This window comes from Nitrospirales bacterium (assembly GCA_031315865.1).
Classification (GTDB): Bacteria; Nitrospirota; Nitrospiria; order Nitrospirales; family UBA8639; genus JAGQKC01.
Map to the genome: position 1 here is coordinate 2,042,721 of JALDRJ010000002.1, position 22,991 is coordinate 2,065,711.

General features: G+C 49.7%; 25 protein-coding genes. 5 read left to right on the forward strand and 20 right to left on the reverse strand.

The genetic code is table 11. From position 1 onward, the window contains the following. Nucleotides 1-151: 151 nt before the first annotated feature. The 9 genes from MRJ96_09450 to thiS all read right to left on the reverse strand — a co-directional run bounded on the left by MRJ96_09450 (nt 152) and on the right by thiS (nt 9,428). On the reverse strand, nt 152-1,075 hold the full coding sequence (locus MRJ96_09450) for a M23 family metallopeptidase (GenBank protein ID MDR4501659.1): 924 nt from the start codon (nt 1,073-1,075) through the stop codon (nt 152-154). Beyond that, nucleotides 1,072-2,445: a Pup--protein ligase gene (gene pafA / locus MRJ96_09455; protein ID MDR4501660.1), complete on the reverse strand. Its 1,374-nt coding sequence runs from the start codon at nt 2,443-2,445 to the stop codon at nt 1,072-1,074. Before pafA ends, MRJ96_09450 begins: the two co-directional genes overlap by 4 nt. Before the next feature lie 258 nt (nt 2,446-2,703). Continuing rightward, nucleotides 2,704-3,387, reverse strand: a complete 684-nt coding sequence (prcA, locus tag MRJ96_09460; GenBank protein ID MDR4501661.1) for a proteasome subunit alpha — start codon at nt 3,385-3,387, stop codon at nt 2,704-2,706. Nucleotides 3,388-3,390: 3 nt separating this feature from the next. Further along, nucleotides 3,391-4,239 carry a proteasome subunit beta gene (prcB, locus tag MRJ96_09465; protein MDR4501662.1) on the reverse strand — a complete coding sequence of 283 codons (849 nt, stop codon included), beginning with the start codon at nt 4,237-4,239 and terminating at the stop codon, nt 3,391-3,393. Between the two features lie 25 nt (nt 4,240-4,264). Then, nucleotides 4,265-5,740 carry a proteasome accessory factor PafA2 gene (locus tag MRJ96_09470; GenBank protein MDR4501663.1) on the reverse strand — a complete coding sequence of 492 codons (1,476 nt, stop codon included), beginning with the start codon at nt 5,738-5,740 and terminating at the stop codon, nt 4,265-4,267. Nucleotides 5,741-5,788: 48 nt separating this feature from the next. Continuing rightward, nucleotides 5,789-7,468 (reverse strand): proteasome ATPase, encoded by a 1,680-nt coding sequence (arc, locus tag MRJ96_09475; protein ID MDR4501664.1) that lies wholly within the window; start codon nt 7,466-7,468, stop codon nt 5,789-5,791. Nucleotides 7,469-7,692: 224 nt separating this feature from the next. Further along, nucleotides 7,693-8,325 (reverse strand): thiamine phosphate synthase, encoded by a 633-nt coding sequence (gene thiE / locus MRJ96_09480; GenBank protein MDR4501665.1) that lies wholly within the window; start codon nt 8,323-8,325, stop codon nt 7,693-7,695. 52 nt (nt 8,326-8,377) lie between these two features. Beyond that, nucleotides 8,378-9,151 carry a thiazole synthase gene (locus MRJ96_09485; GenBank protein MDR4501666.1) on the reverse strand — a complete coding sequence of 258 codons (774 nt, stop codon included), beginning with the start codon at nt 9,149-9,151 and terminating at the stop codon, nt 8,378-8,380. Nucleotides 9,152-9,224: 73 nt separating this feature from the next. Further along, on the reverse strand, nt 9,225-9,428 hold the full coding sequence (gene thiS / locus MRJ96_09490; protein ID MDR4501667.1) for a sulfur carrier protein ThiS: 204 nt from the start codon (nt 9,426-9,428) through the stop codon (nt 9,225-9,227). Nucleotides 9,429-9,688: 260 nt separating this feature from the next. Between thiS and MRJ96_09495 the strand changes: the two genes are divergently transcribed. Beyond that, on the forward strand, nt 9,689-10,153 hold the full coding sequence (locus MRJ96_09495) for a histidinol-phosphatase (protein MDR4501668.1): 465 nt from the start codon (nt 9,689-9,691) through the stop codon (nt 10,151-10,153). A gap of 178 nt (nt 10,154-10,331) precedes the next feature. Then, a complete protein-coding gene (locus tag MRJ96_09500; protein MDR4501669.1) occupies nt 10,332-10,568 on the forward strand; it encodes an Lrp/AsnC ligand binding domain-containing protein in 237 nt (78 codons plus the stop codon). 15 nt (nt 10,569-10,583) lie between these two features. Here MRJ96_09500 and MRJ96_09505 read toward each other — a convergent pair whose 3' ends face one another. The 11 genes from MRJ96_09505 to ffh form a co-directional block, all read right to left on the reverse strand. Then, nucleotides 10,584-11,897, reverse strand: a complete 1,314-nt coding sequence (locus MRJ96_09505; GenBank protein ID MDR4501670.1) for a S41 family peptidase — start codon at nt 11,895-11,897, stop codon at nt 10,584-10,586. Between the two features lie 27 nt (nt 11,898-11,924). Further along, on the reverse strand, nt 11,925-13,121 hold the full coding sequence (locus MRJ96_09510; GenBank protein ID MDR4501671.1) for a peptidoglycan DD-metalloendopeptidase family protein: 1,197 nt from the start codon (nt 13,119-13,121) through the stop codon (nt 11,925-11,927). Next, nucleotides 13,118-14,017 carry an ABC transporter permease gene (locus tag MRJ96_09515; GenBank protein MDR4501672.1) on the reverse strand — a complete coding sequence of 300 codons (900 nt, stop codon included), beginning with the start codon at nt 14,015-14,017 and terminating at the stop codon, nt 13,118-13,120. The genes MRJ96_09510 and MRJ96_09515 overlap by 4 nt, the downstream gene beginning before the upstream one ends. After that, nucleotides 14,014-14,682, reverse strand: coding sequence for an ATP-binding cassette domain-containing protein (locus MRJ96_09520; GenBank protein ID MDR4501673.1), 669 nt, complete (start codon nt 14,680-14,682; stop codon nt 14,014-14,016). The genes MRJ96_09515 and MRJ96_09520 overlap by 4 nt, the downstream gene beginning before the upstream one ends. 165 nt (nt 14,683-14,847) lie before the next feature. Continuing rightward, nucleotides 14,848-15,234, reverse strand: a complete 387-nt coding sequence (locus tag MRJ96_09525; protein ID MDR4501674.1) for a YraN family protein — start codon at nt 15,232-15,234, stop codon at nt 14,848-14,850. Next, nucleotides 15,231-15,857, reverse strand: a complete 627-nt coding sequence (locus MRJ96_09530; protein MDR4501675.1) for a ribonuclease HII — start codon at nt 15,855-15,857, stop codon at nt 15,231-15,233. The genes MRJ96_09525 and MRJ96_09530 overlap by 4 nt, the downstream gene beginning before the upstream one ends. A 44-nt stretch (nt 15,858-15,901) precedes the next feature. Beyond that, nucleotides 15,902-16,354 carry a 50S ribosomal protein L19 gene (rplS, locus tag MRJ96_09535; protein ID MDR4501676.1) on the reverse strand — a complete coding sequence of 151 codons (453 nt, stop codon included), beginning with the start codon at nt 16,352-16,354 and terminating at the stop codon, nt 15,902-15,904. A 52-nt stretch (nt 16,355-16,406) separates the two neighbouring features. Further along, nucleotides 16,407-17,168, reverse strand: coding sequence for a tRNA (guanosine(37)-N1)-methyltransferase TrmD (gene trmD / locus MRJ96_09540; protein ID MDR4501677.1), 762 nt, complete (start codon nt 17,166-17,168; stop codon nt 16,407-16,409). After that, entirely contained in the window at nt 17,158-17,697 is a 540-nt protein-coding gene (gene rimM, locus MRJ96_09545) for a ribosome maturation factor RimM (GenBank protein ID MDR4501678.1), read from the reverse strand. The genes trmD and rimM overlap by 11 nt, the downstream gene beginning before the upstream one ends. Before the next feature lie 78 nt (nt 17,698-17,775). After that, nucleotides 17,776-18,060, reverse strand: coding sequence for a 30S ribosomal protein S16 (rpsP, locus tag MRJ96_09550; GenBank protein MDR4501679.1), 285 nt, complete (start codon nt 18,058-18,060; stop codon nt 17,776-17,778). A gap of 109 nt (nt 18,061-18,169) precedes the next feature. Then, the gene (gene ffh, locus MRJ96_09555) at nt 18,170-19,555 is read right to left on the reverse strand and encodes a signal recognition particle protein (protein ID MDR4501680.1); all 1,386 of its coding nucleotides are present in this window, start codon (nt 19,553-19,555) and stop codon (nt 18,170-18,172) included. Between the two features lie 321 nt (nt 19,556-19,876). Between ffh and MRJ96_09560 the strand changes: the two genes are divergently transcribed. From MRJ96_09560 to MRJ96_09570, 3 genes are all read left to right on the forward strand, one after another. Next, nucleotides 19,877-21,298 carry a sigma-54 dependent transcriptional regulator gene (locus MRJ96_09560; protein MDR4501681.1) on the forward strand — a complete coding sequence of 474 codons (1,422 nt, stop codon included), beginning with the start codon at nt 19,877-19,879 and terminating at the stop codon, nt 21,296-21,298. 591 nt (nt 21,299-21,889) lie between these two features. After that, the gene (locus tag MRJ96_09565; protein ID MDR4501682.1) at nt 21,890-22,285 is read left to right on the forward strand and encodes an S-adenosylmethionine decarboxylase; all 396 of its coding nucleotides are present in this window, start codon (nt 21,890-21,892) and stop codon (nt 22,283-22,285) included. A 183-nt stretch (nt 22,286-22,468) separates the two neighbouring features. Next, nucleotides 22,469-22,936, forward strand: a complete 468-nt coding sequence (locus MRJ96_09570; GenBank protein ID MDR4501683.1) for a hypothetical protein — start codon at nt 22,469-22,471, stop codon at nt 22,934-22,936. Nucleotides 22,937-22,991 lie beyond the last annotated feature (55 nt).

The following is a 22,991-nucleotide window of genomic DNA, read 5'->3' on the forward strand; positions in this document are numbered from 1 at the left end:
GATTGAGTAATGAGTCCTGTCATGAGAATGATAAGTCTTCTGGAGAGCAGCCGGTCAGAGCGTGAGCCGTTCTACCTTACGCAGGTTGCAGTTTAACCCCACGTGGAGATGGGCGTCATTGTCTGAGAAGAATTCGCACGAATCCCGGTCGTTACGGTTCGCTTGGCAGATTAATCAGCGAGTAAGGATTGACGCGGGAACCATTCAAACGAACGCCCCAATGTAAATGCGGTCCAGTCGCGCGGCCGGTCGCTCCCACTTTTCCGATGATATCCCCCTTTTTGACGAGCTGTCCTTCTTTGACTGAAATGGCTGAGAGATGGAAATACATCGAATAAAGGCCAACTCCATGATCGAGGATGACTCCTTTCCCTGTAAAAAAGTGGTCGTGGGTCAATCGAACGGTGCCGGTATTCATCGCATGAACCGGTGTCCCGCGAGGAGCGGCAATGTCTTCTCCGCTATGCGGGTTTTTGGATTGTCCGTTAATCACGCGCTGACTGCCAAATCGGCCAGAAACACGTCCTTTCACAGGGGCCATGAATGGACCGTCCCAATAAGGATGTGGACTGACTGATTCAAAAGCCGCCATCATTTCTTGTCGTTCTGCTTTCACCCGTTTCAGTGTTTTCGAGTCGATGTCGACTTTCTGCTTCGGCAACTTCAAATGTTGTACGGAATACTCTTCTTTGAGAACGAGCACCGAATAACTTCGATGCTCTGTTCCGGCCGAAGATGTAATCGTGATATCCAGCTCATGAAGGTTTGGCGAATCTTGCATGTCAATGCCGAGTAAGCCTGCATATGTCTCGGGAGACAAGGGGAAAAAGGGTATGTCACGTTTGAGGAATGTTCCCGTGACCTTCGCCGGGTCGAGGTTGCCGACAGGGACAGTCACCCAGATGACTTCGCCCTGTTTGGCACTAAGCTGCCCATCGGTGCCTGGCGGTTGTTGTTGAGCGCCAGGAATCAGTTGGAGGGGGAAAATACTGGCAACGATGACGGTTATGACGAGGAGGATTTTGCCTGCACGTGTCGACTGTGAACGGGACTGGCCGACGAAATAGATGCTCATGCTTTGAATCGAGTATGAGGAATTTGTGCGAGGAGTTCCTCGACTCGTCGATTCGATGCACAAAAGGGGTCCATGCACAGAATTGTTTCTTCCCAGTAACCGTTGAGTTTTAGGTAAGTCCAGTCCACCGTGTACGAGCGGTTTTTGGCTCTGGCGAATCGAATGAAATCTCCCCGTATCTTTGCACGAGTGGTCTGAGGCGGGATGCTTTTCGCCCGTTCTATCGCTTCTTCTGAGACGACTTTTCGGATATTGTCCCGGCCAACTAACAGATAATACAGGCCACGTTGTTGGTTGACATCATGGTACTGCAGGTCCATCATGGCCAGGCGGGGGTCGTCCCACCTACAGCCTTTTTTCTCGATAAACGATTCCATCAACCATTTTTTTGTCACCCAATCGAGTTCTCGAACGAGGAGCATTGGCGACTCTTCAAGCCGGTTCAAGATTCGTTCCCATTCATTCAGGACATCGTGCAGCACTTTATCGTGTGGTTGAGTCTCAAGATATTCACTTGCGCGTTCCCAGTACATTCTCTGAATTTCCAGAGCGGTCAATTCTCGACCATCTTCGAGTTTCACGCGTCGTTTGAGGGTCGGGTCTTTTGAGATGTCACGAATGGCTTTCACGGGCTCATCTAATTCGATGTTGGGAATCATAAACTTGTTTTCAATCATCGAGAGAACGAGGTCGGTCGTTCCGACTTTCAAGTACGTCGCGAACTCCGACATATTCGAGTCCCCGAGGATGATATGGAGCCGGCGGTATTTTTCTGCATCAGCATGGGGCTCATCACGCGTATTAATGATGCTTCGGGAAGAAGTGGTCGACGAGGACGTCTTTTCATGGATATGTTGGGAACGCTGGGAGATAAAGTATTGAGGCCTTCCCGATACTTTGAGGATTTTCCCCGCGCCAGAAAAGATTTGTCGGGTGACGAAGAATGGGATTAATTGTTCGGCGACTTTCCAAAAGTCCACATCGCGTCGCATGAGAAAATTTTCGTGACAGCCATAGGTATTGCCGAGCGAGTCGGTATTGTTCTTGAAAATGAAAATGTTGCCGGAAAGACCTTCTTCCCGGAGGCGTTCTTCGGCGATAGGTAGGCAGGCTTCAAGGACGCGTTCGCCAGCCTTGTCATGCATGACGAGATCAAACAGGTCGTCACATTCAGGGGTCGAATATTCTGGATGACAACCAGTGTCTTGGTAAAATCGAGCTCCGTTCGCTAGAAAAGCATTGGATGGCCAACTATTGGGAATCAACCCTTCAAAGATGTATCCGAGAATTTTTTCGATAGGCAAGTAGACGCGACCGTTCGGGGAAAAGGTGAGTCCGTATTCGCATTCAAGGCCAAATATGCGTTTCATCGTGAAATAACAGTCCTTGAGAGGGCACGTACATTTCAGCATACACCCCATTGGTCCAATCTTCAATCATTATCGACCTAACGACTGAGGATGAGGCGTGGCCGTTCTTCAAGCATTCCTGAGAGGCGTGTTGAATAATGACGAGAACGAAGCTGGCGGGCTTTTTTCAACAGACTTCTGAGTAACCGTTTGGGAGGCGCACGTATTCGGATAGGATCTGCCAGGAAAGAATGAACTGGAAGTCTGTAGGGAGAAGAGCTAAGAAAGTAGGGATTTGACTTCTACGGAAGAAATGCGTCTAAATTTTCGACCAGTCCGTGTTCGATCCAGAACGGCGACTTCCAGGCCTTCATCGGCAATCGCTTGTTCGGTCATTTGTTCAAACGCTTTTTTACAAAGGGCGAGAGCGTCCGATAACGAGGGCGGTTCTGTCGGGCTTTCGTTTCGGAGGTATGACAGTAAGGCTTCAGCCCGTCCTCCGATGGCCGTCATGCGTTGTTCATCCACGATGCTTCCATCAAAAGCAATACGGTACAGCTCATCTTGGCCCGCTTCTTCTCCGACTTGCGCGAGCAGCAATTCCACTTCGAAGGGCTTCAATTCCTGGCTGAAAATGGTGCCAAGCGTTTGGGAATACCCGTTGGCTAGTGAACGAGCCGTGACATCTTCCCGGCTATACATCAACCCCTTTAAGTCAGCATGCTGAATGCCGGCTTTTCGAAGATTCTCGAATTCACTATATTTTCCGGCTCCGGAAAAGGCGATATTGTCGTACACTTCAGAAATTTTGAACAAGGATGCGCTGGGGTTGTCAGCGATCAACACCAGGCCTTGCTCAAACTCCATGGCGATGATCGAGCGGCCTTTGGCGATGCCCTTTTTGGCATACTCAGCCTTGTCTTGCATCATTTGTTCTGGAGAGACGTAGTACGGGAGCGCCATGAATTAGCTTTCCTGTCTCCGAGTTTGTACGAGCTCTTCCCACAGCGTGGCGAGCGTGCTCTCTTCGATGTCCTGTACGCCTTGCCCGCTCACGACTTTCATAGATGGGTAGATGCGTCGGATTGGGTCCGGCCCTCCGGTTCCTACATCCTCTTCTGCCGCGTTGGCTAACGCTCGAAGCGCGATTCGCACGGCAGCCTGTTCCGTGAGATCTTTCTGATACCGTTCCTTCAGGAGGAGCCGGGCATCCTTTCCACCGGACCCGATGGAATGAAATTCAGTTTCTTCGTATCGTCCACCGGTAATGTCGTACTTGAAAATTCGCCCCTGCGCTCGTTTCGCGTCATATCCGACAAACAGAGGAATGACGACGAGCCCCTGCATGACCAACGGTAGGTTCGCTTTGACCATTTGTCCTAAACGGTTAGCCTTTCCTTCGCAGGAGAGCTGCACACCGTCGAGTTTTTCATAATGCTCGAGTTCAATACTGAACAGCTTAGCCATTTCTAGGCAGGGTCCAGCGGCGCCGGCGATGGCCATCGCGGAAAAGTCATCGGTCTTATACACTTTCTCCATACGGTTTTCAGCTATCTGAAATCCTTCCGTGGCCCGTCGATCGCCGGCGATCAAAACGCCATCAGCATATTTGAAGGCCAGGACGGTCGTGCCATGCGCCACGGGTTGTGGAAAGGGAGATGACTGATAGTCATGGGGACCCCGTTGTTGCAGGATGGGCTGCCCCCCCCATCTGGCCATGGGCGTTAACTCGGGCCGATGGGTTGAAAGAAACTGAAAAAAGCTTGAACAATGATCAGGTGAACCGGGCGGGAGGTCAAATCCAGAAGATTGCATGAGTGTCCTTAGAAAAGATTCCGGTTTATTTAGAAAGTTTTTCGAGCAGTTGATCGATCGTCTGGACACCGTCAAGAAGCTCGTTGGTGAGGGACTGGGTCCCTCGGTAGGGGTCCGTGAGCGGAATTCTTTTTATCTGATCATGCCCTTGGTCTAAGAGGACCGAAGTCCAGCTCATTCCGTACACGTTCTCTGGAAATCGCTTGAGGCAGGTTCCTCGAAAGTAGGCCCTCGTGTTACAAGGCGGAGAAACCGTCGCCTGTTCGATATCATGATCTTGAAGCAGCCGCACGATGCGGTTTGCGCGTTCAAGGGTGTAGTACAAACCTCTCTCCGGGCGCATGTCGTGGTATTGCAGGTCGAGAAGTCTGGCGCGTGGATCGTTCCATCCACATCCTTTTCGATCGATGTATGTCTGAATCATCCGGTGTTTGGCGACCCAATCCAACTCTTTATGAAGTTGAGTCGGATCTTCTTCAAGCTTCTTGAGGATTGTGTCCCAAAGGACCAAGACTTCCTTTGTGGCGGGTGAAAGATCCCGCGTATTGTAGAAATCATGAGCGGCTTGAAGGTAGCTTTGTTGTATTTCGATCGACGTGGTGGTCCGCTTGTTGGCAAGCCGTAGACTGGCGTTGAGGTTCAGATCTCGCGAAACGGTCTTGATATCTTGTACCGGGTTCTCAAGGCTCAGCTTCGGGAATTCCCATCCCGCGTCCAGCATTTCCATGATGATGGCCGTTGTGCCAATTTTGAGGTATGTCGGAATTTCAGCCATGTTGGCATCACCGACAATCACATGTAACCGCCGATATTTGTCGAGTTCGGTATGTGGTTCGTCCCGAGTATTGATGATGGGACGTTTCACCATCGTGTTGAGGTCCATCAGGCATTCAAAAAAATCAGAACGTTGCGCGATTTGATAGTCGATGGGGTTCGTGTGGTTTTCTGCGCCGACTTTTCCCGAACCCGCATAGATTTGACGGGTTACGAAGAATGGAATGAGTGTTTGCGCGATCTTGTCAAAGGGAACTGATCGTGACAGCAGGTAGTTCTCGTGGTAGCCGTAGCTATTGCCTTTCCCATCGGAATTATTTTTATAGACGAAGACTTTTTCCCCGTCGAGCGAGGTGTTGAGCGACTCTAAACAGGCCTGAATGATGCGTTCGCCTGCTCGTTCATAGGCTAGCAGCTCAAGTGGTTGACTGCATTCCGGGGTGGAATATTCCGGGTGGGCCCCGTCGACATAAAGCCGTCCCCCATTCAAGAGGAGTTTGTTTAACTGACGATTATAGTGGGGATTGGGACGTTCAGGCTCTCCTTCGACGACGAAGCCTCGTGAATCAAGAAAAGGATTTTCATATTCGTAGTCCCAGATACCCCGTGGTGCTGCGAGAGATGGGAAGTGGCCAATGAGCCGAATGGAATCCGTGACCGGGTCAGCATGACCGGAGCCCTTGGCAAGAATGCCAAATTCTGTTTCCGTACCTAGAATGCGGTACAAGGACCCTCCATGTCAGCCTCAAGCGATGGGCAAAGTGAACGTGACATGTCAGAAGTAGTGTCCGACGCTGACCGTTTCTATTTCTCGGGATTCCGACGGTTCTTCCGTTAACGTACGCACGTGAATGATCTTTTCTCCCTTTTTCCCCGCGATTCTCGCCCAATCGTCAGGGTTCGTGGTGTTGGGGAGATCTTCCTGTTCTTTGAACTCTTCTCGAATAGCTTGCCGTAAATCATCTGACGCAATGCCTTTTTCCCCAGTGGTGATGGCTCGTTTGATCGCCATCTTTTTGGCACGAGCGACCACACCTTCGATGAGCGCGCCGCTGGCAAAATCCTTAAAGTAAAACGTTTCTTTTTCCCCGTTGGCGTAGGTCACTTCCAAGAACCGATTTTCTTCCGAACGGGCATACAGCGACTCTGTCGCGATCTCGATGAGATGGGCGACGAGCTGCTTGGGGTCACCTTGCTGTTGATCGAGTTCAGCTTTGGAAAAAGGAAGGTCCGGCGTCAGGTATTTTCCGAGGATTTCTTTCGCCCCCTGTTTGTCCGGACGGGGGATTTTCACTTTGACATCCAGGCGTCCGGGCCGTAAGACGGCAGGGTCTATCAAGTCTTGTCGATTGCTCGCTCCGATCACGATCACATCACGTAAGCTTTCGACTCCATCGATTTCAGCGAGAAATTGCGGGACGATGGTGGATTCTATGTCAGATGAGATGCCGGTGCCACGCGTGCGGAACAATGCATCCATTTCGTCGAAGAACACGATGACCGGATAGCCGTTCGAAGCTTTTTCTTTTGCTTTCGCGAAGACCTCTCGTATTTGCCGTTCGGACTCACCCACGTATTTGTTCAGCAACTCCGGCCCTTTGATATGGAGAAAGTAACTGCGAACTTCCCGTCCAGTTAAATGTTTTAATTTTTGCGCTATGGAATTCGCGACAGCCTTGGCAATAAGCGTCTTGCCGCATCCAGGCGGACCATAGAGTAAAATGCCTTTCGGAGCGGAGAGCCGATGTTCGGCGTACAGGTCCGGGTATAAAAACGGTAGTTCTACTGCATCTTTGACTTGTGTCAGTTCGTTCTCAAGCCCTCCGATTTGCTCATAATTGGCATCAGGTACTTCTTCTAACACAACTTCTTCCATCTCGGATTTCGGGAGTTTTTCCGTGATGTAACCCGATCGCGTTTCGAACAGGAGCAGGTCGCCGACACTCAAAGTTTCGGATTGCAGCGGTTGAGCAACTTCTACGACGCGTTCTTCATCGTGTCGTAATTTGACTAATGCTCGATGGTCATCAAGACGGAGCTTTAACTGCGCGACCTCACCTTGGGGATTAAAATCTCGTATTTCGATGATATTCATGGCCTCATTCAGGATCACCTCTTGCCCTTTGCGAAACTCCTGTTTAGGCAATGACGGATGAACGCTGACACGCATTTTTCTTCCCGAAACCGTGACATTCGCCGTGTCATCTTGGTTCAGGTCACAGAAAATGGCAAAGGTCGAGGGAGGTGCAGTCAGCTTTTCAACTTCTTTTCGGAGAGCTTCAATCTGAACTTTGGCTTCTTGCAGGCTGGAAACGAGACGGTCGTTCTGTTGTTGCGACCGGCGGAGTTGATGGCGCGAGTCATAAAGTTGATGGATTTCAGACTCCATCACCTGCAACTCACTTCGAAGTTTTTCTAATTCACTGTCCTGATCATCCTGTTTTCTCATTCCCATCGTCGTTCCACCTGTTGTTGGTTGTGGACGTTTCCGGCAGGACTTATGGGAGAAAGCTCTGATCTATTACGATAGTCGTCATCCCTACCAAAATACGCAGTATTCTCAAGGTTTCTCAAGCCATAGGTATTGTCAGAAGTACCGTCATCTTATCACTCGATTTTCAAAAGGGTCAACACAGACAAGGGTGAGGACGTGGAGAGAACGTGGCCGAAGGTCTTGACTTATGAGGCGTCTAGTGCATTTATGAAATTCTTGGTTGCGGCGGAAACCTGTACTGCTTCCAGGATGGCGGATATCACCGCGACACCATACGCTCCGGCATCCTTGACTTCCTGAACTCGTTCCAGCGTGATGCCCCCGATGGCGTAAATGGGGAGAGTTGATCGTTGGCAAACAGTTTTGAGCGTCTTGATCCCCAGAGGTGGGCCGTACGGTCTTTTTGAAGGCGTATCATAAATGGGACCAAGAACGAGAAAATCGGCTCCTTCGCCTTCTGCCACGCAGACATCTTCTTGAGAATGCGTGGATTTCCCAATGAGTGTGGAGATGCCAAGGAATTTCCGTACTTGTGGAATAGGCAGGCTATGGGCCGGTAAATGCACGCCATCAGCTCCGATACATCTTGCGATATCGGCTCTGTCATTCACGAGTAGAAGGGCATCGTGACGATGAGCTTCAGACGCAAGCTCGCTGGCTAGACTCAGTAGTTGACGAGTATCAAGGTCTTTTTCGCGAAACTGTATGAACTTTGTTCCGGCTCTCAGTGTCTCGTTGATGATGGAAGGAAGGGGGCGCCGTCGAGTTTGACGGCGATTCGTGACGACATATAAACGAGGAAGCGTTTTTTTTGTCATTCAGGAGAGGTTGGAACAGCAGCAGCGTATTTCTTGAACATGTCCAGTCCTTTTACAGCATTCCCTCTATCGGACTGCTAGCGGTCGCATACAGTTTTCGAGGTATCCTTCCGGCTCTGTAGGCGAGCCGTCCTGCGTCAATCCCCAGTTTCATCGCCTCAGCCATCATGATCGGATCTTTGGCCCCGGCGATGGCCGTATTCATCAGAACCGCATCTGCTCCGTACTCCATGGCGAGAGCGGCATCAGACGCCGTGCCTACGCCTGCATCGACGACAATGGGAACTTTGATCGTTTCAAGGATGATCTTCAGGTTATAAGGATTCCGAATGCCAAGTCCGGACCCGATCGGGGCTGCTAACGGCATGACGGCCGGACAGCCGACATCAACCAATTTTTGAGCCACAATGGGGTCATCGTTGGTATAGGGTAAGACGATAAATCCTTCCTTCACGAGAATCTTGGCCGCTTCGACTAACCCAGCCGTGTCAGGAAAGAGTGTCCGTTCGTCACCGATGACCTCAAGTTTGATCAGGTCAGACACCCCGGCTGCACGTGCCAGCCGTGCATAGCGAAGCGCATCGTCAACGGTGTAGCACCCCGCCGTGTTGGGAAGAATGGTGTATTCTTTCGGATTGAGGTAGTCGAGCAGGTTCTCTGATTGACGATCCGTAATATTCACCCGTCGAACGGCAACCGTCACGACATCGGCGCCAGCCGCATCGATGGCTTTTTTCGTTTCTTCGAAGTCTTTATATTTCCCCGTTCCTACCCAAAGACGTGATTTGAACTCGCGTCCGGCAATAGTTAAACGATCGTCAATCATGGTCAGCTCTCTCGTTCTCAATTAAAAAGGTTGTTGCAGGTCTATCAAATGGCGTGTGTGTCGCCGATCAGCGTCAGGTCCCTCCGCCAATAAAGCTTAAGATCTCCACAGTATCCCCCTGGTGCAAAACTGAGGTGGGAAAATCCTGTCGATCGAGTATTTTCAAGTTCAACTCGATGGCGACCTGTTCCGGGCAGATGTCTAGTTGATGAAGAAGATCTGATACCGTGAGACCTTCCTGGAGAGTTTGGTTGTTCCCGTTTACTTGAATATCCATGAGAACGTGATCACTGTACACTCATGGGACGAGAATTGTCTCTGTGCCTTCACGCCTGATTTCATCCTAAGGCAGTATTGAAATGCTTGTCAATAAAAGGGGGACGGTTGTTTGTGACATCCAATCATGTCGTAAGGACGCATGGCGACAAGAACGCGATCATGAATGAAATTGGTGGTAGCTCTAGCGGATGGTTCTGCGTACAATGTGAAATCCTCAAATTTTCCCCTTGTTAAGATCCTATCAACCGGTGGGAATTTATGACGAATCATAATCAAGATTTAGCAGGGCTGTTTCATGCGATGGCCGGTCTCCTCTCGAGGCGTGCGGCAAATCCGTATCGCGTACGTGCTTACCGAAAAGCGGCAGAGGCATTGCTGGCTTTGGAAGATGATATTAACATGATCGCTCAGCGTGGAGAATTACAATCGATTTCCGGGGTAGGAAAAGACCTTGCGTCCAAGATTCAAGAGTACGTGTCGACTGGACACATACAGGCCTATGAGGAGTTGAAAACTCCCCTGCCAGATGCAGTCAAGGCTTGGATGAACTTGCCCGGATTTTCAGAACATCTCGTCCATGATTTATATTTTCGTTTAGGGATACACACGTTGGAAGACTTGGAACGATTGGTTCGCTCTCATATGTTACGGACGATCCCAGGAATGATGGAGCGGACGGAAGAGGTTTTGGCAGCCATTCACCGTCGGCTTCCTGAAAAATAAGATCGCGTAGGTCGGTTTGGATTGACTGCCTGATTGGCCTTTGTTAGCGTTTAGAAGGTGACTCGTTGGCTCGCTCATCCCTGGAACGGCATGCTTCAGCGGTCACGAACGAAACAGATGATCGTGTCCTTGGGGCATGGTGAATATGAATCTTTAAAGAAAAAGGTCGAGAGTGGATATGCCCATTGCTGCGTTTATACTGATCGACGTGACAGGAAACCACACCAAAAGTGCGTACAAAACGATCATGAGAATTCAAGGCGTGAAATCGTTGGCAGCCGTGACGGGGCCTCACGATCTCGTCGCGCAAATTGAAGCCGCTACGATCGAGGAACTCAATGATATCGTTCTTTCACGTATACGTAGTATTGACGGAGTCTTGAAAACGAGCACTGCAATCGTACTGAATCTTTGATGCTTTATTAGAGTCTTAGGCTGCCGGCCGTAATTGTTTAAAGACCTTCCAGGTTTTCAAGAGTTCCAATGCTTTTTGAAGCTGTACGTCGTCAGGCGGTACTCCCGTGTCCTCGTCTTTCTTCTTATCATCGCCGCCTTCACTGGCTTGAGTGTTTTCCAGTTCTGATAGTTGAGGAAGCGAAACGGCTTCTTCATCAGTTTCCTTTTTTGTTTTCGCATGTGCGGTGGTTTTGGGATCCACCACGATATCAGGTTTGACGCCAATTTTATGAATCGACTCGCCTTTCGGGGTGTAATATTTCGCCGTCGTTAAGCGAAGCCCCGACCCATCCGAGAGCGGAAGAATCGTTTGCACGGACCCTTTCCCAAAGCTTGTCATGCCCAGGATGACGGCTTTACCCCAGTCTTGCATGGCTGCGGCCACGATTTCTGATGCACTCGCCGAACCTTGGTTAATTAAGACGATCATGGGGTATTGATATTTCTCTCCATTGTCGCGTGCCCGATACTCATCTTCCCGTCCATTGCGTCCTTTAATCGATACAATTAATTTTCCGGACTTCAAGAATTGTTCGGCGACTCCAACGGCTGCTGTGAGCAGGCCGCCTGGGTTATTTCGTAAATCTAAGATCAATCCTTGAATGTTCTGTTCTTTTAGCTTTTCTAATTCGTTCGCTAAGTCCTCCGGTGTTTGTTCCTGAAATTGCGTAATCCGAATATACCCGGTATTTCCGCCAATGACCTTACTGCGGACACTCTGAATTTTGATAGTATCACGCGTAATGTCGAATACTAGGGGTTGTTTTTCGCCCTCTCGAAAAACCGTCAAATTGACGGATGTCCCTTTCGGTCCCCGCATTTTTTGGACGGCCTCCATCAGTGTCAGATCCTTCGTTGGCGTATCGCCAACTTTGACGATAATGTCTCCGGCTTTGATCCCGGCCGCGAAGGCGGGTGTGTCTTCGATCGGGGCAATCACGGTTAACCGATTGTCCTTGATGCCAATCTGAATGCCCAGTCCTCCAAATTCCCCCTTCGTTTCCACCTGCATTTCCTTGTACATGTCTAATGTCATATAAGAGGAATGTGGATCTAGTCCCGCCAGCATGCCACGTACGGCCCCATGAACCAGGTCCTCCATTTTGGTCTCTTCGACATAGTGTTTTTTGACTTGAGAGAGGACTTCCGCGAAGATTTGCAATTCTTCATAATTCTCGCTCGCATATCCAGTCCGATCCCATCCTTTTCCGATCAAGACTCCCACGAGCAGAATAATGACCACCGTCAGACCAGAGACCCAGACAGTTGAGTGGCGTTCTTGTTTCATACAAAAGTTCCTTTGACTACTCCATGGTTATGGACGTTTAACGAGCCAGCGAAGCGGATCCACCGGTTTGGTGCCTTTTCGTAACTCAAAGTAGAGGGTGTTGTTGTCGGTGAGACCGGTTTCTCCAGTTTTTCCGATGACTTGCCCTTGGGAAACCTTCTGGCCTTCTTTCACGAGTAATGTTGACGCATGAGCATAGAGAGAGAAAAACCCATTGGTATGGTCGACGATCACGACTAATCCGTATCCTTTTAACCAATCGGCATAGACGACAGTACCTTGAGAAACGGTTTTGATCGCTGTGGCATGGTTGGTTCGGATCTCGATGCCTTTTTTATTGACATATGTATCAAAGGTTGGGTGCTTTTGGCGACCAAAAAACGAAACGACCGTTCCTTGTGTTGGCCAGAGTAATGAGCCTTCGTTATGGGCTTTACTCTTTTTTGTTTTCGCCTGTGCTTGTGATAGCTTAAAGCGTTGATCGAGTTCTTTCAACAATGCATCGACTTGTTTGGCGGAACGCTGTAACCCTTCGACGGTACGTTCATAGAGTTTTTGTTCTTTCGATAAACTCGTGAGGACTACATGCTTGTCCTTCTTGACCCCCTTCATATCATTGATCGTTTGTTGCGTCTGTTGTTTGAAACTCAGCAGTTCTTCACGAGCTTTCGCTCGTTGTGTCTTGAGGTTTTCCAATTCCTCCAACTGTCGTCGGTAGTCGGTCAGGAGTTGGTATTCTTGCTTGGATATCGTGGAAAGATAGGCTAACCGTCGCTCAAAATTGGCGAAGGTGTCGGCTTCGAACAAGGCTTTGAGATATCCCCCCCTTCCTTCCATGTACAGCAGCCGTAGTCGATTGGAAATACCTTTCCGATGTTGGGAGACTTCTGATTCAATGTTCGATAATTGTTTCTGGACTTGAGAGAGCTCCCGATCTTTTCCTTTGAGATCCTTGTCGATACGCCGGTACTCTTGTTGTTTTTTGACTAATGCCTTATCCAGTTTTTCAATTTTCTTCAAGACTGATTCAGATTGTTTTTCAGCTTTCTTGGCCTTCTGCTTGGTTTTGTTGATTTCTTCATTGAGTTTTTTAAGGCGAAGGCGTTCCTGTTCCAATTCTTGGGAAATAGCCGTCTTCGGTTGAGAGGCTGCCCAGATCGGGAGTGGACATGCCATGCTCGTGCTGAGAAGAATGATCGACCAGAATCGAGGAGTCTGTCTCATGTTCGAATTTTTGCCCATCCGTAAACCGACAACGCACTCCCAATACAGCCCAGGATCAATCCCGCTAACACTAACATACACGATAATTGGATAGGGAAGAAGCTAATGGCCGTCTCTAATCCTCCTACCCAGCCTAAATCGCTGATTTTATCTTTGACGATTTCAAATCCCCCGCGAAGAAGGCCTAATGAGAGCAGTCCACCCAACGTGCCGAGTACCGCGCCTTCAATCAGGTACGGAATAGAAATGAACGCTCCGGTGGCGCCTATCAAGCGTAAAATTTCTATTTCTTCACGCCGTGCCCAAAAGGCTAAGCGGACGGTGTTCGAAATGATCGTCAATGAAGCTATTGAAAGAATCAGTCCCACTCCCAGCGCCCCAATCTCAAGGTAACTGGTGAAGAGCGTTAATCGTTCCACCCAATCCCGGCTGTACCGGACATGCTCCACGCCTGACAGCACCTTGACTCTTGAAGCAACCGCCGAGACGAGGTCTGAGACATGCGGGCTGGGTGTGAGGTGCGCGACGAATGAGGCCGGTAAGGGATTATCTCCAATACCCTCAAGTAGGTAAGATTCACTGGGGAATTGCTCATGAAAGTCTTTAAGGGCTTGGTCTTTGGAGATAAACGCCAGGGTTTCGATGTTCGATTCCTGCTTGAGCATGGTTTCGAGGGTTGATCGTTCCTTGGACGAAATCTCATCCTTGAGGTAGATAATGATTTGAACCTGGTCTTGAAGAGTCCCGGCGATGGTCCGCACATTGTGGTACAACAACACAAACACACCGAAGCTGGCGATCGTAAACGCGGTCGTCATAATCCCGATAACCGTGCTCGTTCGGTTGGCACGGAGGCCCCGGATGGCCTCGCGGAGGAGATAGAGCACGCGTTTCATACCATCACTCCTCGGTCAGTGATAAGCCGACCACAGTCGAGCTTGATCATGCGGCCATTCATTTGATCGACGACCTGACGGTTGTGGGTCGCGAGCATGACCGTCGTTCCTCGCGCGTTGATCGCTTTAAACAGCTCTGCGATTTCATACGTGAGTTGAGGATCCAAATTACCTGTCGGCTCATCGGCGAGTAAAATGATGGGGCTATTCACGATTGCCCGGGCAATGCAGACCCGTTGTTGCTCCCCAGCGGACAAGACCGAGGTCTGTGCTGCTCGTTTATGGTCCATACCGACCGCCTGGAGCGATTCAGCGACTTTCCGGCGTGCGTCAAACGACGAGAGGCCGCGAATAATCAATGGCAGTTCCACATTTTCATACACCGTTTTATGGGGAAGCAGCTTAAAGTCTTGAAGGACAAATCCCATTGTGCGACGGAGATATGGAATGTCTCCTGGCCGCAGCCGCGCAATATTTCGGTTTTGCACGAGAATTTGTCCATCATCCGGATGTTCAGCGCCAAAAATAAGCTTCAACAAGGTGGTCTTACCGGCGCCACTGGGTCCGGTGATCAGGACACATTCACCTTTATCAACCCGCAGGGAGAGATCGGAGAGGGCAATGCATCCTTCATAATATTTGGTGACGTGAAAAAGTTGAATCATCCGGCGTCTGTAAGGTCATAATGTGAAGAACAGACGAAGATCGGAAGGTGGAAGTTCTTCATGGAAAGTATGAGCGGTTTAAGGGAAGGCTTCATCTATTATTTGATCGCAGCAGGTGTCCCAGTGAGAGGATACCTGCGACCGTCTTTTCCTCATTATAACAGCTCACCATCTGATGTCTTCCCCAGGAATCTCAAAGGCATCTTCAATGTGTATCAATTCAAGAGGCTGTCCAAGATCTCCATGGCATAACACGACATCAAAACGACAAGCACGTTGACTGATCTGGCGTTGAGCCAGGTACTGGGCTGCCAATTTAATGAGCCGCAGTTTTTTTGAAGACGTGAGGGTATAGGGCGCGCCGCCATGACTTTTTGATCTTCGTGCCTTCACTTCCACAAAGACCAGCGTCTGGCGATCCTGGACGATGAGGTCAAGCTCTCCTCCGGCAAGCCGCATATTGCGGTGAAGGATACGATATCCTTTTTTTCGAAGATATGCAGTCGCAAGGGATTCTGCGGCTTTTCCAAAGATGTGACTCTTTGGTTTCATGCGGGTTCTGAGACGAGAGACCGACAGGCTTGGACCGGACGAAAGCTCTGTCGGTGCCCTTGGCACGGCCCATGTTCGGCAAGAAGCCGAAGGTGTTGCGGTGTGGGATAGCCCTTATGAATGTGGAACTGATACTGTGGGAATCGCTGATGATAGTCATGCATCACACGGTCTCTCGTGACTTTGGCCAGAACAGACGCGGCGGCGATCGATAACGAAAGCCCATCGCCTTTGATGATTGATCGTTGAGGAATCGAGGTGTAGGGGACATGAATGGCGTCAGTCAAGAGGTAGTCTGGGGTAATAGACAGTGCCGTCAAAGCTCGGAACAACGCCAATCGTGTGGCCTCAAGGATATTCAGACGGTCAATTTCTTGCTCAGAAGCGATTCCGATAGACCAAGAGATCGCTCGATGCGTCAACTGTCCGTAGAGAGACTCTCGATCGGATTCATGCAGGACTTTTGAATCGTTCAAGCCTTCGAGCCGAAATCGCCTGGGCAATAGAACTGCGGAGGCTACGACAGGACCGGCCAGTGGGCCACGTCCTGCTTCGTCGAGGCCGGCAATGGATCGATGGCCGCACGAATGCGCAGCGTCTTCAAAAAAATGATCGGGCTGCATGAGCCCCCGCGAAGGACATGTGTTGAGAACTGGTTACATATTGGTCAGGCATCTTGCGAATCAGTCTCGGAGGGCGTCTCCTCCTTGAGAACAGACTCAGCCGTTGCCGTGGTCTTACTTATCTTCGCGTATTCACGCTCAGCAACTTTTGCGGCTTTTCCTTTTTTCGTTCGAAGGTAGTAGAGTTTTGCGCGTCGTACTTTACCCTTTCGCACCACTTCAATGCCTGCGATGCTGGGTGAGTGAATGGGGAATATTCGTTCAACCCCTACGCCAAAGGAGATTTTCCTCACAGTAAACCGTTCACTGGCGCTTTTGCCTTTCCTTGCGATGACGACGCCTTCAAACGCTTGGATCCGTTCTTTTTCCTCTTCAGTCTTTTTCCCGGAGGTCTTTGTTTCGATCACTTTGACTTTGACTCGCACGGTATCCCCGATTTCAAAAAAGGGCACAGTGCTTTGGGCTAATGATTGCTCTAACCGCTCTAACCGATTCATGTCTTCGCTCCTTCTTGACTCTGACTTCTTACGGACATATCAGACTCTTTGATTAAGATGTGTAAGTGTCGGTGATGCTTGGCTTTTCGGCGACTATCTCATCGAGTAATCGCTGATCCTCCTCGATGAACGATTGTTGGTTGAGTAAGTCAGGACGTTTCACAAGAGTATTTCGCAACGCTTCCTTGCGGCGCCAACGTCTCACGGCTTCATGGTTTCCGGATGAGAGCACTTCTGGAATGGCCAAGCCGCGAATTTCATGGGGTCTGGTGTAATGCGGGTAATCTAACAAAGATTCAGTAAAAGAGTCATGTATGGCAGAATCAGGGTCTCCCAGCACACCCGGGATGAGGCGAACGGAAGCATCGATCATCACCATGGCCGCCAATTCACCACCGGTTAAGACATAATCACCGATCGAAATCTCCTCGGCCGATAATTTCGTCCGCACCCGTTCATCAATACCTTCGTAGTGTCCACAGATAAAGACAACCCGCTGAGATTCACGACTGAACCGTTCTGCGTGACGCTGGGTGAACGGAATACCTTGCGGTGACGGAAGAATGACGCGAAGGTGTTGGGATGTGCATTGAATCGCATCGATCACCCGAAAAATGGGTTCCGCTTTCATGACCATGCCCTCCCCACCACCGTAGGGGGTATCATCTGCGTTGTAATGCGGTCCATCCGCATAATCGCGAATATTATGGATGGTCAGTGTAAGCAGTCCCTTATCCTGGGCACGCTTGACGATGCTTTCGGATGTCACGGCGCGGATGCTATCAGGAAATAGGGTCAGGACGTCACACTGCATAAGAGATATCCCATTGTTCCATCGGGGCGACGAGAATTCTACGTTGCTCTAAATTGACCCGTTTGACGATGTGTTTGGTGGCGGGTATCAGGAATTCCCGCCCATCTGATTGTTGCACGACCAACACCGAATGTTGAGGAAGATCTAAGATTTCTTTCACTTGCCCTAACATTCGTTGACATTCATCCAGGACGGCTAAATCAATCAGTTCATAATGATAATATTCGTTGGCCTTGGAAGATCGAGCGTGATCGTGAGACACCTGAATGAGTGCCCCTCGAAATTTGGCCGCTTCTTCTGGCGAGGTGATGGCTTTGAATTTGATGAGATAGGTCTTTCCAGACGGTCGGGCTTGGGTCACCGACGTCGTGATTACTTCCCCACCGAGTGTGAGCAGCATGACAATTGGAAGATCTGCAAAGCGGTTAGGGATGTCTGAGAGTGATTCCACCCGGACCTCGCCGTTCACGCCGAATGGCCTGAGAACACGTCCAATCGTGACCGAGTCGGTCTTGGCAGAAATAGGCATGGATCAAACTACTGGCCTAGATGTGGAAGAAACCTTGGCAAACCATTTACCGTGAATTGTGTGACGGGCCCAGAATCACTATGAGGTCTGAGTCGCGTTTTTCTTAGATTCAGCTAGGGCTTTCATGACTCCCGTTTTACGTAAAAGCGCGCGAACCGGGTCAGATGGCTGTGCGCCTTTTTTTAACCAGTCCAGAACCCGATCCTCTTTGAATGTCGCCTTCTCAGATTCCTTCAAAGGATTATAGGTTCCCACCACTTCCAAAAACCGACCATCTCGTCGCATGCGGGAATCAGCCGCAACAACCCGATAAATAGGGTGTTTATGCCGTCCGACGCGCGTTAACCGTAAATGAACTGCCACTGGGTACACTCCTTGTTAAATGAACAATAGCTACTCTATCACATGAACGATTCTCGTAAATTCTCTAATTCGTGCGCCAAGCCTTGACGATTTCCTCGACGGGCTTTTCTCAGTTCTGCAGGATTCTTACGAGCTTCTTGCGTTTCTTGCCTTTTCCGAATTTCCCCATACCCATCCGTCCGCCCGCGAGGGTTTTCATCATTCTGCGAGCTTCCAAGAATTGTTTGATGAGACGATTGACTTCCTGAACCGTAGTGCCACTGCCCCGGGAAATTCGTTTTTTCCGGTTACCGTTGATGATGGTATGGTCGCGACGCTCTTTGGGGGTCATGGAGTCGATAATCGCGACGACGCGTTTAATTTCCTTTTCAGGCAGTCCTCCCTGGGTTTGTTCCGCCACCATGGACTTAATCTTTTGACCACCCGGCAACATGTCGAGAATCTGATCAAACGACCCCATTTTATTGACCTGCTGGATCTGGTCGCGAAAGTCTTCCAGTGTGAGCGTGTTGCTCGTGACCTTGCGTTGAAGCGTTTCCGCCTGCTCTTTGGAAAAATTTTCCTGAGCTTTTTCGATCAAGGTGAGGACATCGCCCATGCCCAATATTCTGGATGCCATCCGGTCGGGATAAAATGGCTCCAACGCATCAAGTTTTTCACCGACTCCCAGGAACTTGATCGGTTTCCCCGTCGCGGATCGGATGGAGAGGACCGCGCCACCACGTGCATCACCCTCGACTTTTGTCAGGATGACGCCATTCAAGCCAATCACTTGGTCAAATCGTTCGGCGACGGCGACGGCTTCCTGTCCGGTCATGGAATCAGCGACCAGGAGTGTCTCCTGAGGAGCGACCGCCTGTTTGATATCCACGAGCTCCTGCATCAGTTCATCATCGATATGCAGTCGGCCGCCAGTATCTAAAATGACGACTTCGTACCCATGTTCTTTGGCTCGAGCGACACCATCCCGACAAGTCTGGACGGCGTTGGCATCAGGCCGGCCTTCCTGATCTCCACGATGGACCTGGATTTCAAGGTCTTGCCCTAATGAAGCCAATTGTTCTCCGGCTGCGGGACGGCGGGGATCGGCAGCGACAAGAAGCACTCGTTTGCCTTGCGTCTTAAAATGGTTCGCCAGCTTCCCGGTTGAGGTGGTCTTCCCTGAGCCCTGGAGTCCGACCATCATAATAATGGTTGGCGGGGTGGATGAAAGATGCAGTTCTGCTTGGTCTTTGCCCAGTAGGTCCCGTAGCTCTTCCCATACGATCTTGACCACCTGTTGAGCAGGGTCGAGACCCTTGAAGACTTCCTGACCTACGGCTTTCTCTCTAATGTTCTCGATGAACTGTTTAACGATTTTGAAGTTGACATCGGCTTCCAGGAGGGCGAGGCGAACCTCTTTCAGCGCATCGGTGATATTCTGTTCAGAGAGAACAGCTTGGCCACGCAACTGTTTGAAAACGCTATCGATTTTTTCAGTTAAGGAACCAAACATAACATTACGATCCTATCCACTCATTTTTTTCAACACAAACGAGATAGTCTAGTAAAGACAATAGGGGGAGTCAAGTAAACCATTTCAAGATATAATGCCTAGGTATTTCATCGTGGCCTGTTCAGAACTTCCTCGCGACTTGTCTCTTACATTCTTCATCCAAAATTGACCGCTGAATGGGATATGAACATGTCCCGATTTGTGTAAAGCCAAAACGGACGTGTCATTGTTACAATCATGCCAACATCTTTACTTGGTAGGTAGGTCAAGCGTAGCGCACAATCTCAAGTCACCACGAAGGTTCGTGATGAAGGAAATGTGATGAAGGCGAAGGTTCTTGTCGTAGACGACGATGAAGATGCGAATATCTTACTGCAACAGCGGTTAGAACTGTTGGGGTACGATTCAATTTCCGTCTTTGATGGCGCACGGGCTCTTGAAAAGATTCAAGAGGAATCACCGGAGGTTGTGTTACTGGACCTGGAATTGCCTACCTACTCTGGGATCGATGTTCTTCGACGGCTCCGCGATCGTGTCAAGCTGCCGGGCGCCTCGCCTTTGGGCTCCTCGGCTGGCTACCAGCTGGTTCCCCCTTTCATCATCGTGATGACGGCACATGGATCGATCGACAATGCGGTAGAAGCCATGAAATGCGGGGCCTATGATTTTTTGACGAAACCATTTGACTTTGATCACCTGGAGTTAGTGATGCAACGGGTCCTCGAACGAGAAGCGTTGAGCAAAGAGGTGAAATACCTTCGTCAGGAAATCAATCACCGCTATGCCAATATCGTGGGGAAGAGTCAGAAAATGACCGCTGTGTTGAGAATGGCGGAACAAGTCGCACGGTCACGAGAAACGGTCTTGTTGTTAGGGGAGACGGGTACTGGTAAAGATATCCTGGCTCGCACGATCCACCGTTGGAGCGTACAGAGCCATGGCCCATTTATGGCGGTGAATTGTTCCGCGTTTCCGGAGACCCTGTTGGAGAATGAGTTGTTTGGTCACGAAAAAGGGGCGTTTACCGGGGCGAATGAAATGAAAGCAGGGAAGATTGAGGCGGCCGATGGCGGCACCGTCTTTCTGGACGAAATTGGAGACATGCCGATCCATCTTCAAGGTCGTCTCTTGCGATTGCTACAAGACCACGAGTTTCATCGGGTTGGCGGGACGAAGTCCATCAAGGTCAATGTCCGGTTTATTGCCGCAACCAACAAAGATTTGCAACAAGGGATCGCCCATGGAACATTTCGTGAAGATCTGTTTTTCCGCCTGAATATACTTCCGATTACGCTCCCGCCACTGCGAGAGCGGATGGAGGACATCCCGGACCTCGCTCAATATTTTGTGGTACGACATTGCCGGCACACGAGACAACCGAGCAAAACGCTCACGTCCTGCGCCCTTGAGGCCATGATGCATTACCATTGGCCCGGCAATATTCGGGAACTGGAAAGTGTGCTCGCACGGGCCGTGATCTTGAGTGCTGATGAAAACATTACCGAAGAAAACTTGCGGTTGGAGAATAAGGCTCATCAAGTGAAAGAACTCCGGACCGTTCAGGATGGGAACATTCCTCCGCTGAAAGAGTCCCTTGATCGGCACAGTCGGTTTTTACTCATTCAAGCGCTGACCAAAACGGGTTGGAATCAAAGTAAGGCTGCTGAAATCTTACACATCCATCGATCGTACCTCGTCCGACTCATCAAGCGACTTGGAATTTCATCCGCTGGTCCGTCGTAACCTCCTTGGCTTCCTCGCAATTCACCGATCGAATTCGCAGTTCGTTTAAAGATCGAAAGTGGAGTAATGCTCGATTGTTTCCTGCCGGCAGAATAAAAGTTGCTGTCTCAATTTAGGTCATGCTTTCAATGTTTAACGTGTGATGATTTAGGACAACCGCTCCCTTGCCCTTCCTTTTCACTCAACTCGTTTTGTGAAAATCCTTATTAGAATCCACTAGTTCTCCTCCACTTCCGACTTGGTGTTTTACGCCATAGGCGACGGCATTCATGTTGCTATTTCCTAGTGACAAGGGAATTCACGAAAGCCAATTTCAATCACAATAGCGAACCAACTTCCACCCGATTCAAGGCAACTTACACAGCGTAAAACACGACTTCACACATTCGGAGGTTAATGGGAATGGCCATAGCATAAGAGGTGACGATGTGAGGCCTGGTTTCTTGGAACCATTTGTATGCATTGATGAACCATACTTTTCGTGATGACGACAGACGGTCTGAACTTCATGCTCATCTCAAAATTATCCAAGAGGCACAGGATGGATGTCGGTCTTTGGAGTAATTTGGTTTAGGAAAGGAACTCGATCACATGGACATGTGTACGTTTGGAGAACATCTCACGATTGACGGATATGGCGGTGAGTTCATGTTTTTAAATGACCGGGATCTCGTGGAGCATTGCCTTCGCGAACTACCTCTCTTGCTCTACATGCACCCCTTGATGCCTCCTGCCGTACAGTGGGCTCAGCCCGATGATCTCAACGATCCAGGCGGATGGAGTGGGTATGTGTTGATCGCGGACAGTCATATCAGTCTTCATACGTTCCCTCATCGCCGGTTTTTGAACGCGAGCATCTATACCTGTCGGAATGGAACGAACATGGATCGGGTCATTCATTACTTCACAGAAAAATTCTGCCTGACGGATACGGAAACCCGATTCACCAAGCGTGGAGCCAAGTCTCCGGTTCGCAATGGTGTATGAACATGAAGAGCATAGATGTGAGCGGGAGTGTTGAAGGGAAGATACGGGTGAACCATTTAAGCGTTCATCTAGACATACATCTCAAAAGGAACATCACTCACAATTGAAGTCATGATTCTGATGCGTGTTTTTCTGTCCCATGCATCATGAAGCGACATTGTGGACAGAGGAAGGAGATCTATCATGGGTATTTCAATTCAACAACAATCTCAGACAAAAATTTTGAGGCCTTCTTTTCTAGATGAATCAGCGCGAAGGTGGAGAATGATAGGCCTTTTGGGTCTTTCGCTGTGTGCCACGCTGGCTTTATCTGGCCAAGCGAGCGCTGGAGTGGGATGCGATCTGAATGTGCGCGTGAATAATCACACGAAGAATTCGATCACCGTGTATGGGGCTGCTCACAGCGGGGCGAGTAAAACCGGCTTGAATATTTGGGCTCCCCTTCAAGGAATGGTTGATACCGTTTTAGACCCGAAAGATTCGGGATCGGCATCACATACCAAACAGGCTGTTGAATTGCAGCTGCCTTGTTGGACTGGAAAGGTTGACTTTCGAATTCGATATCTCGACGGGTCTCATGCCAAATGGATGCGTCGCGATGCCGTCAAGATCAAAAATGGCCAAACCGTCCAGATTAACATCAAGAATTAAACAGCTTGATGGAATTCACCATGGAGAGAGTTTCACTCATGCGAAATATGCAAGG

Excerpts from the sequence above, each read along its gene's own strand:
- MRJ96_09505 (MDR4501670.1), bottom strand. The coding sequence starts at position 11,897 with ATGAAACAAGAACGCCACTCAACTGTCTGGGTCTCTGGTCTGACGGTG.
- MRJ96_09530 (MDR4501675.1), bottom strand. The coding sequence starts at position 15,857 with ATGCAGCCCGATCATTTTTTTGAAGACGCTGCGCATTCGTGCGGCCAT.
- trmD (MDR4501677.1), bottom strand. The coding sequence starts at position 17,168 with ATGCAGTGTGACGTCCTGACCCTATTTCCTGATAGCATCCGCGCCGTG.
- thiS (MDR4501667.1), bottom strand. The coding sequence starts at position 9,428 with ATGGATATTCAAGTAAACGGGAACAACCAAACTCTCCAGGAAGGTCTC.
- thiE (MDR4501665.1), bottom strand. The coding sequence starts at position 8,325 with ATGACAAAAAAAACGCTTCCTCGTTTATATGTCGTCACGAATCGCCGT.
- MRJ96_09515 (MDR4501672.1), bottom strand. The coding sequence starts at position 14,017 with ATGAAACGCGTGCTCTATCTCCTCCGCGAGGCCATCCGGGGCCTCCGT.
- prcA (MDR4501661.1), bottom strand. The coding sequence starts at position 3,387 with ATGGCGCTCCCGTACTACGTCTCTCCAGAACAAATGATGCAAGACAAG.
- MRJ96_09560 (MDR4501681.1), top strand. The coding sequence starts at position 19,877 with ATGAAGGCGAAGGTTCTTGTCGTAGACGACGATGAAGATGCGAATATC.
- arc (MDR4501664.1), bottom strand. The coding sequence starts at position 7,468 with ATGGGAATGAGAAAACAGGATGATCAGGACAGTGAATTAGAAAAACTT.
- MRJ96_09510 (MDR4501671.1), bottom strand. The coding sequence starts at position 13,121 with ATGAGACAGACTCCTCGATTCTGGTCGATCATTCTTCTCAGCACGAGC.
- MRJ96_09570 (MDR4501683.1), top strand. The coding sequence starts at position 22,469 with ATGGGTATTTCAATTCAACAACAATCTCAGACAAAAATTTTGAGGCCT.
- MRJ96_09525 (MDR4501674.1), bottom strand. The coding sequence starts at position 15,234 with ATGAAACCAAAGAGTCACATCTTTGGAAAAGCCGCAGAATCCCTTGCG.
- MRJ96_09520 (MDR4501673.1), bottom strand. The coding sequence starts at position 14,682 with ATGATTCAACTTTTTCACGTCACCAAATATTATGAAGGATGCATTGCC.
- ffh (MDR4501680.1), bottom strand. The coding sequence starts at position 19,555 with ATGTTTGGTTCCTTAACTGAAAAAATCGATAGCGTTTTCAAACAGTTG.
- rimM (MDR4501678.1), bottom strand. The coding sequence starts at position 17,697 with ATGCCTATTTCTGCCAAGACCGACTCGGTCACGATTGGACGTGTTCTC.
- prcB (MDR4501662.1), bottom strand. The coding sequence starts at position 4,239 with ATGCAATCTTCTGGATTTGACCTCCCGCCCGGTTCACCTGATCATTGT.
- MRJ96_09485 (MDR4501666.1), bottom strand. The coding sequence starts at position 9,151 with ATGATTGACGATCGTTTAACTATTGCCGGACGCGAGTTCAAATCACGT.
- MRJ96_09450 (MDR4501659.1), bottom strand. The coding sequence starts at position 1,075 with ATGAGCATCTATTTCGTCGGCCAGTCCCGTTCACAGTCGACACGTGCA.
- pafA (MDR4501660.1), bottom strand. The coding sequence starts at position 2,445 with ATGAAACGCATATTTGGCCTTGAATGCGAATACGGACTCACCTTTTCC.
- MRJ96_09495 (MDR4501668.1), top strand. The coding sequence starts at position 9,689 with ATGACGAATCATAATCAAGATTTAGCAGGGCTGTTTCATGCGATGGCC.
- rplS (MDR4501676.1), bottom strand. The coding sequence starts at position 16,354 with ATGAATCGGTTAGAGCGGTTAGAGCAATCATTAGCCCAAAGCACTGTG.
- MRJ96_09500 (MDR4501669.1), top strand. The coding sequence starts at position 10,332 with ATGCCCATTGCTGCGTTTATACTGATCGACGTGACAGGAAACCACACC.
- MRJ96_09565 (MDR4501682.1), top strand. The coding sequence starts at position 21,890 with ATGGACATGTGTACGTTTGGAGAACATCTCACGATTGACGGATATGGC.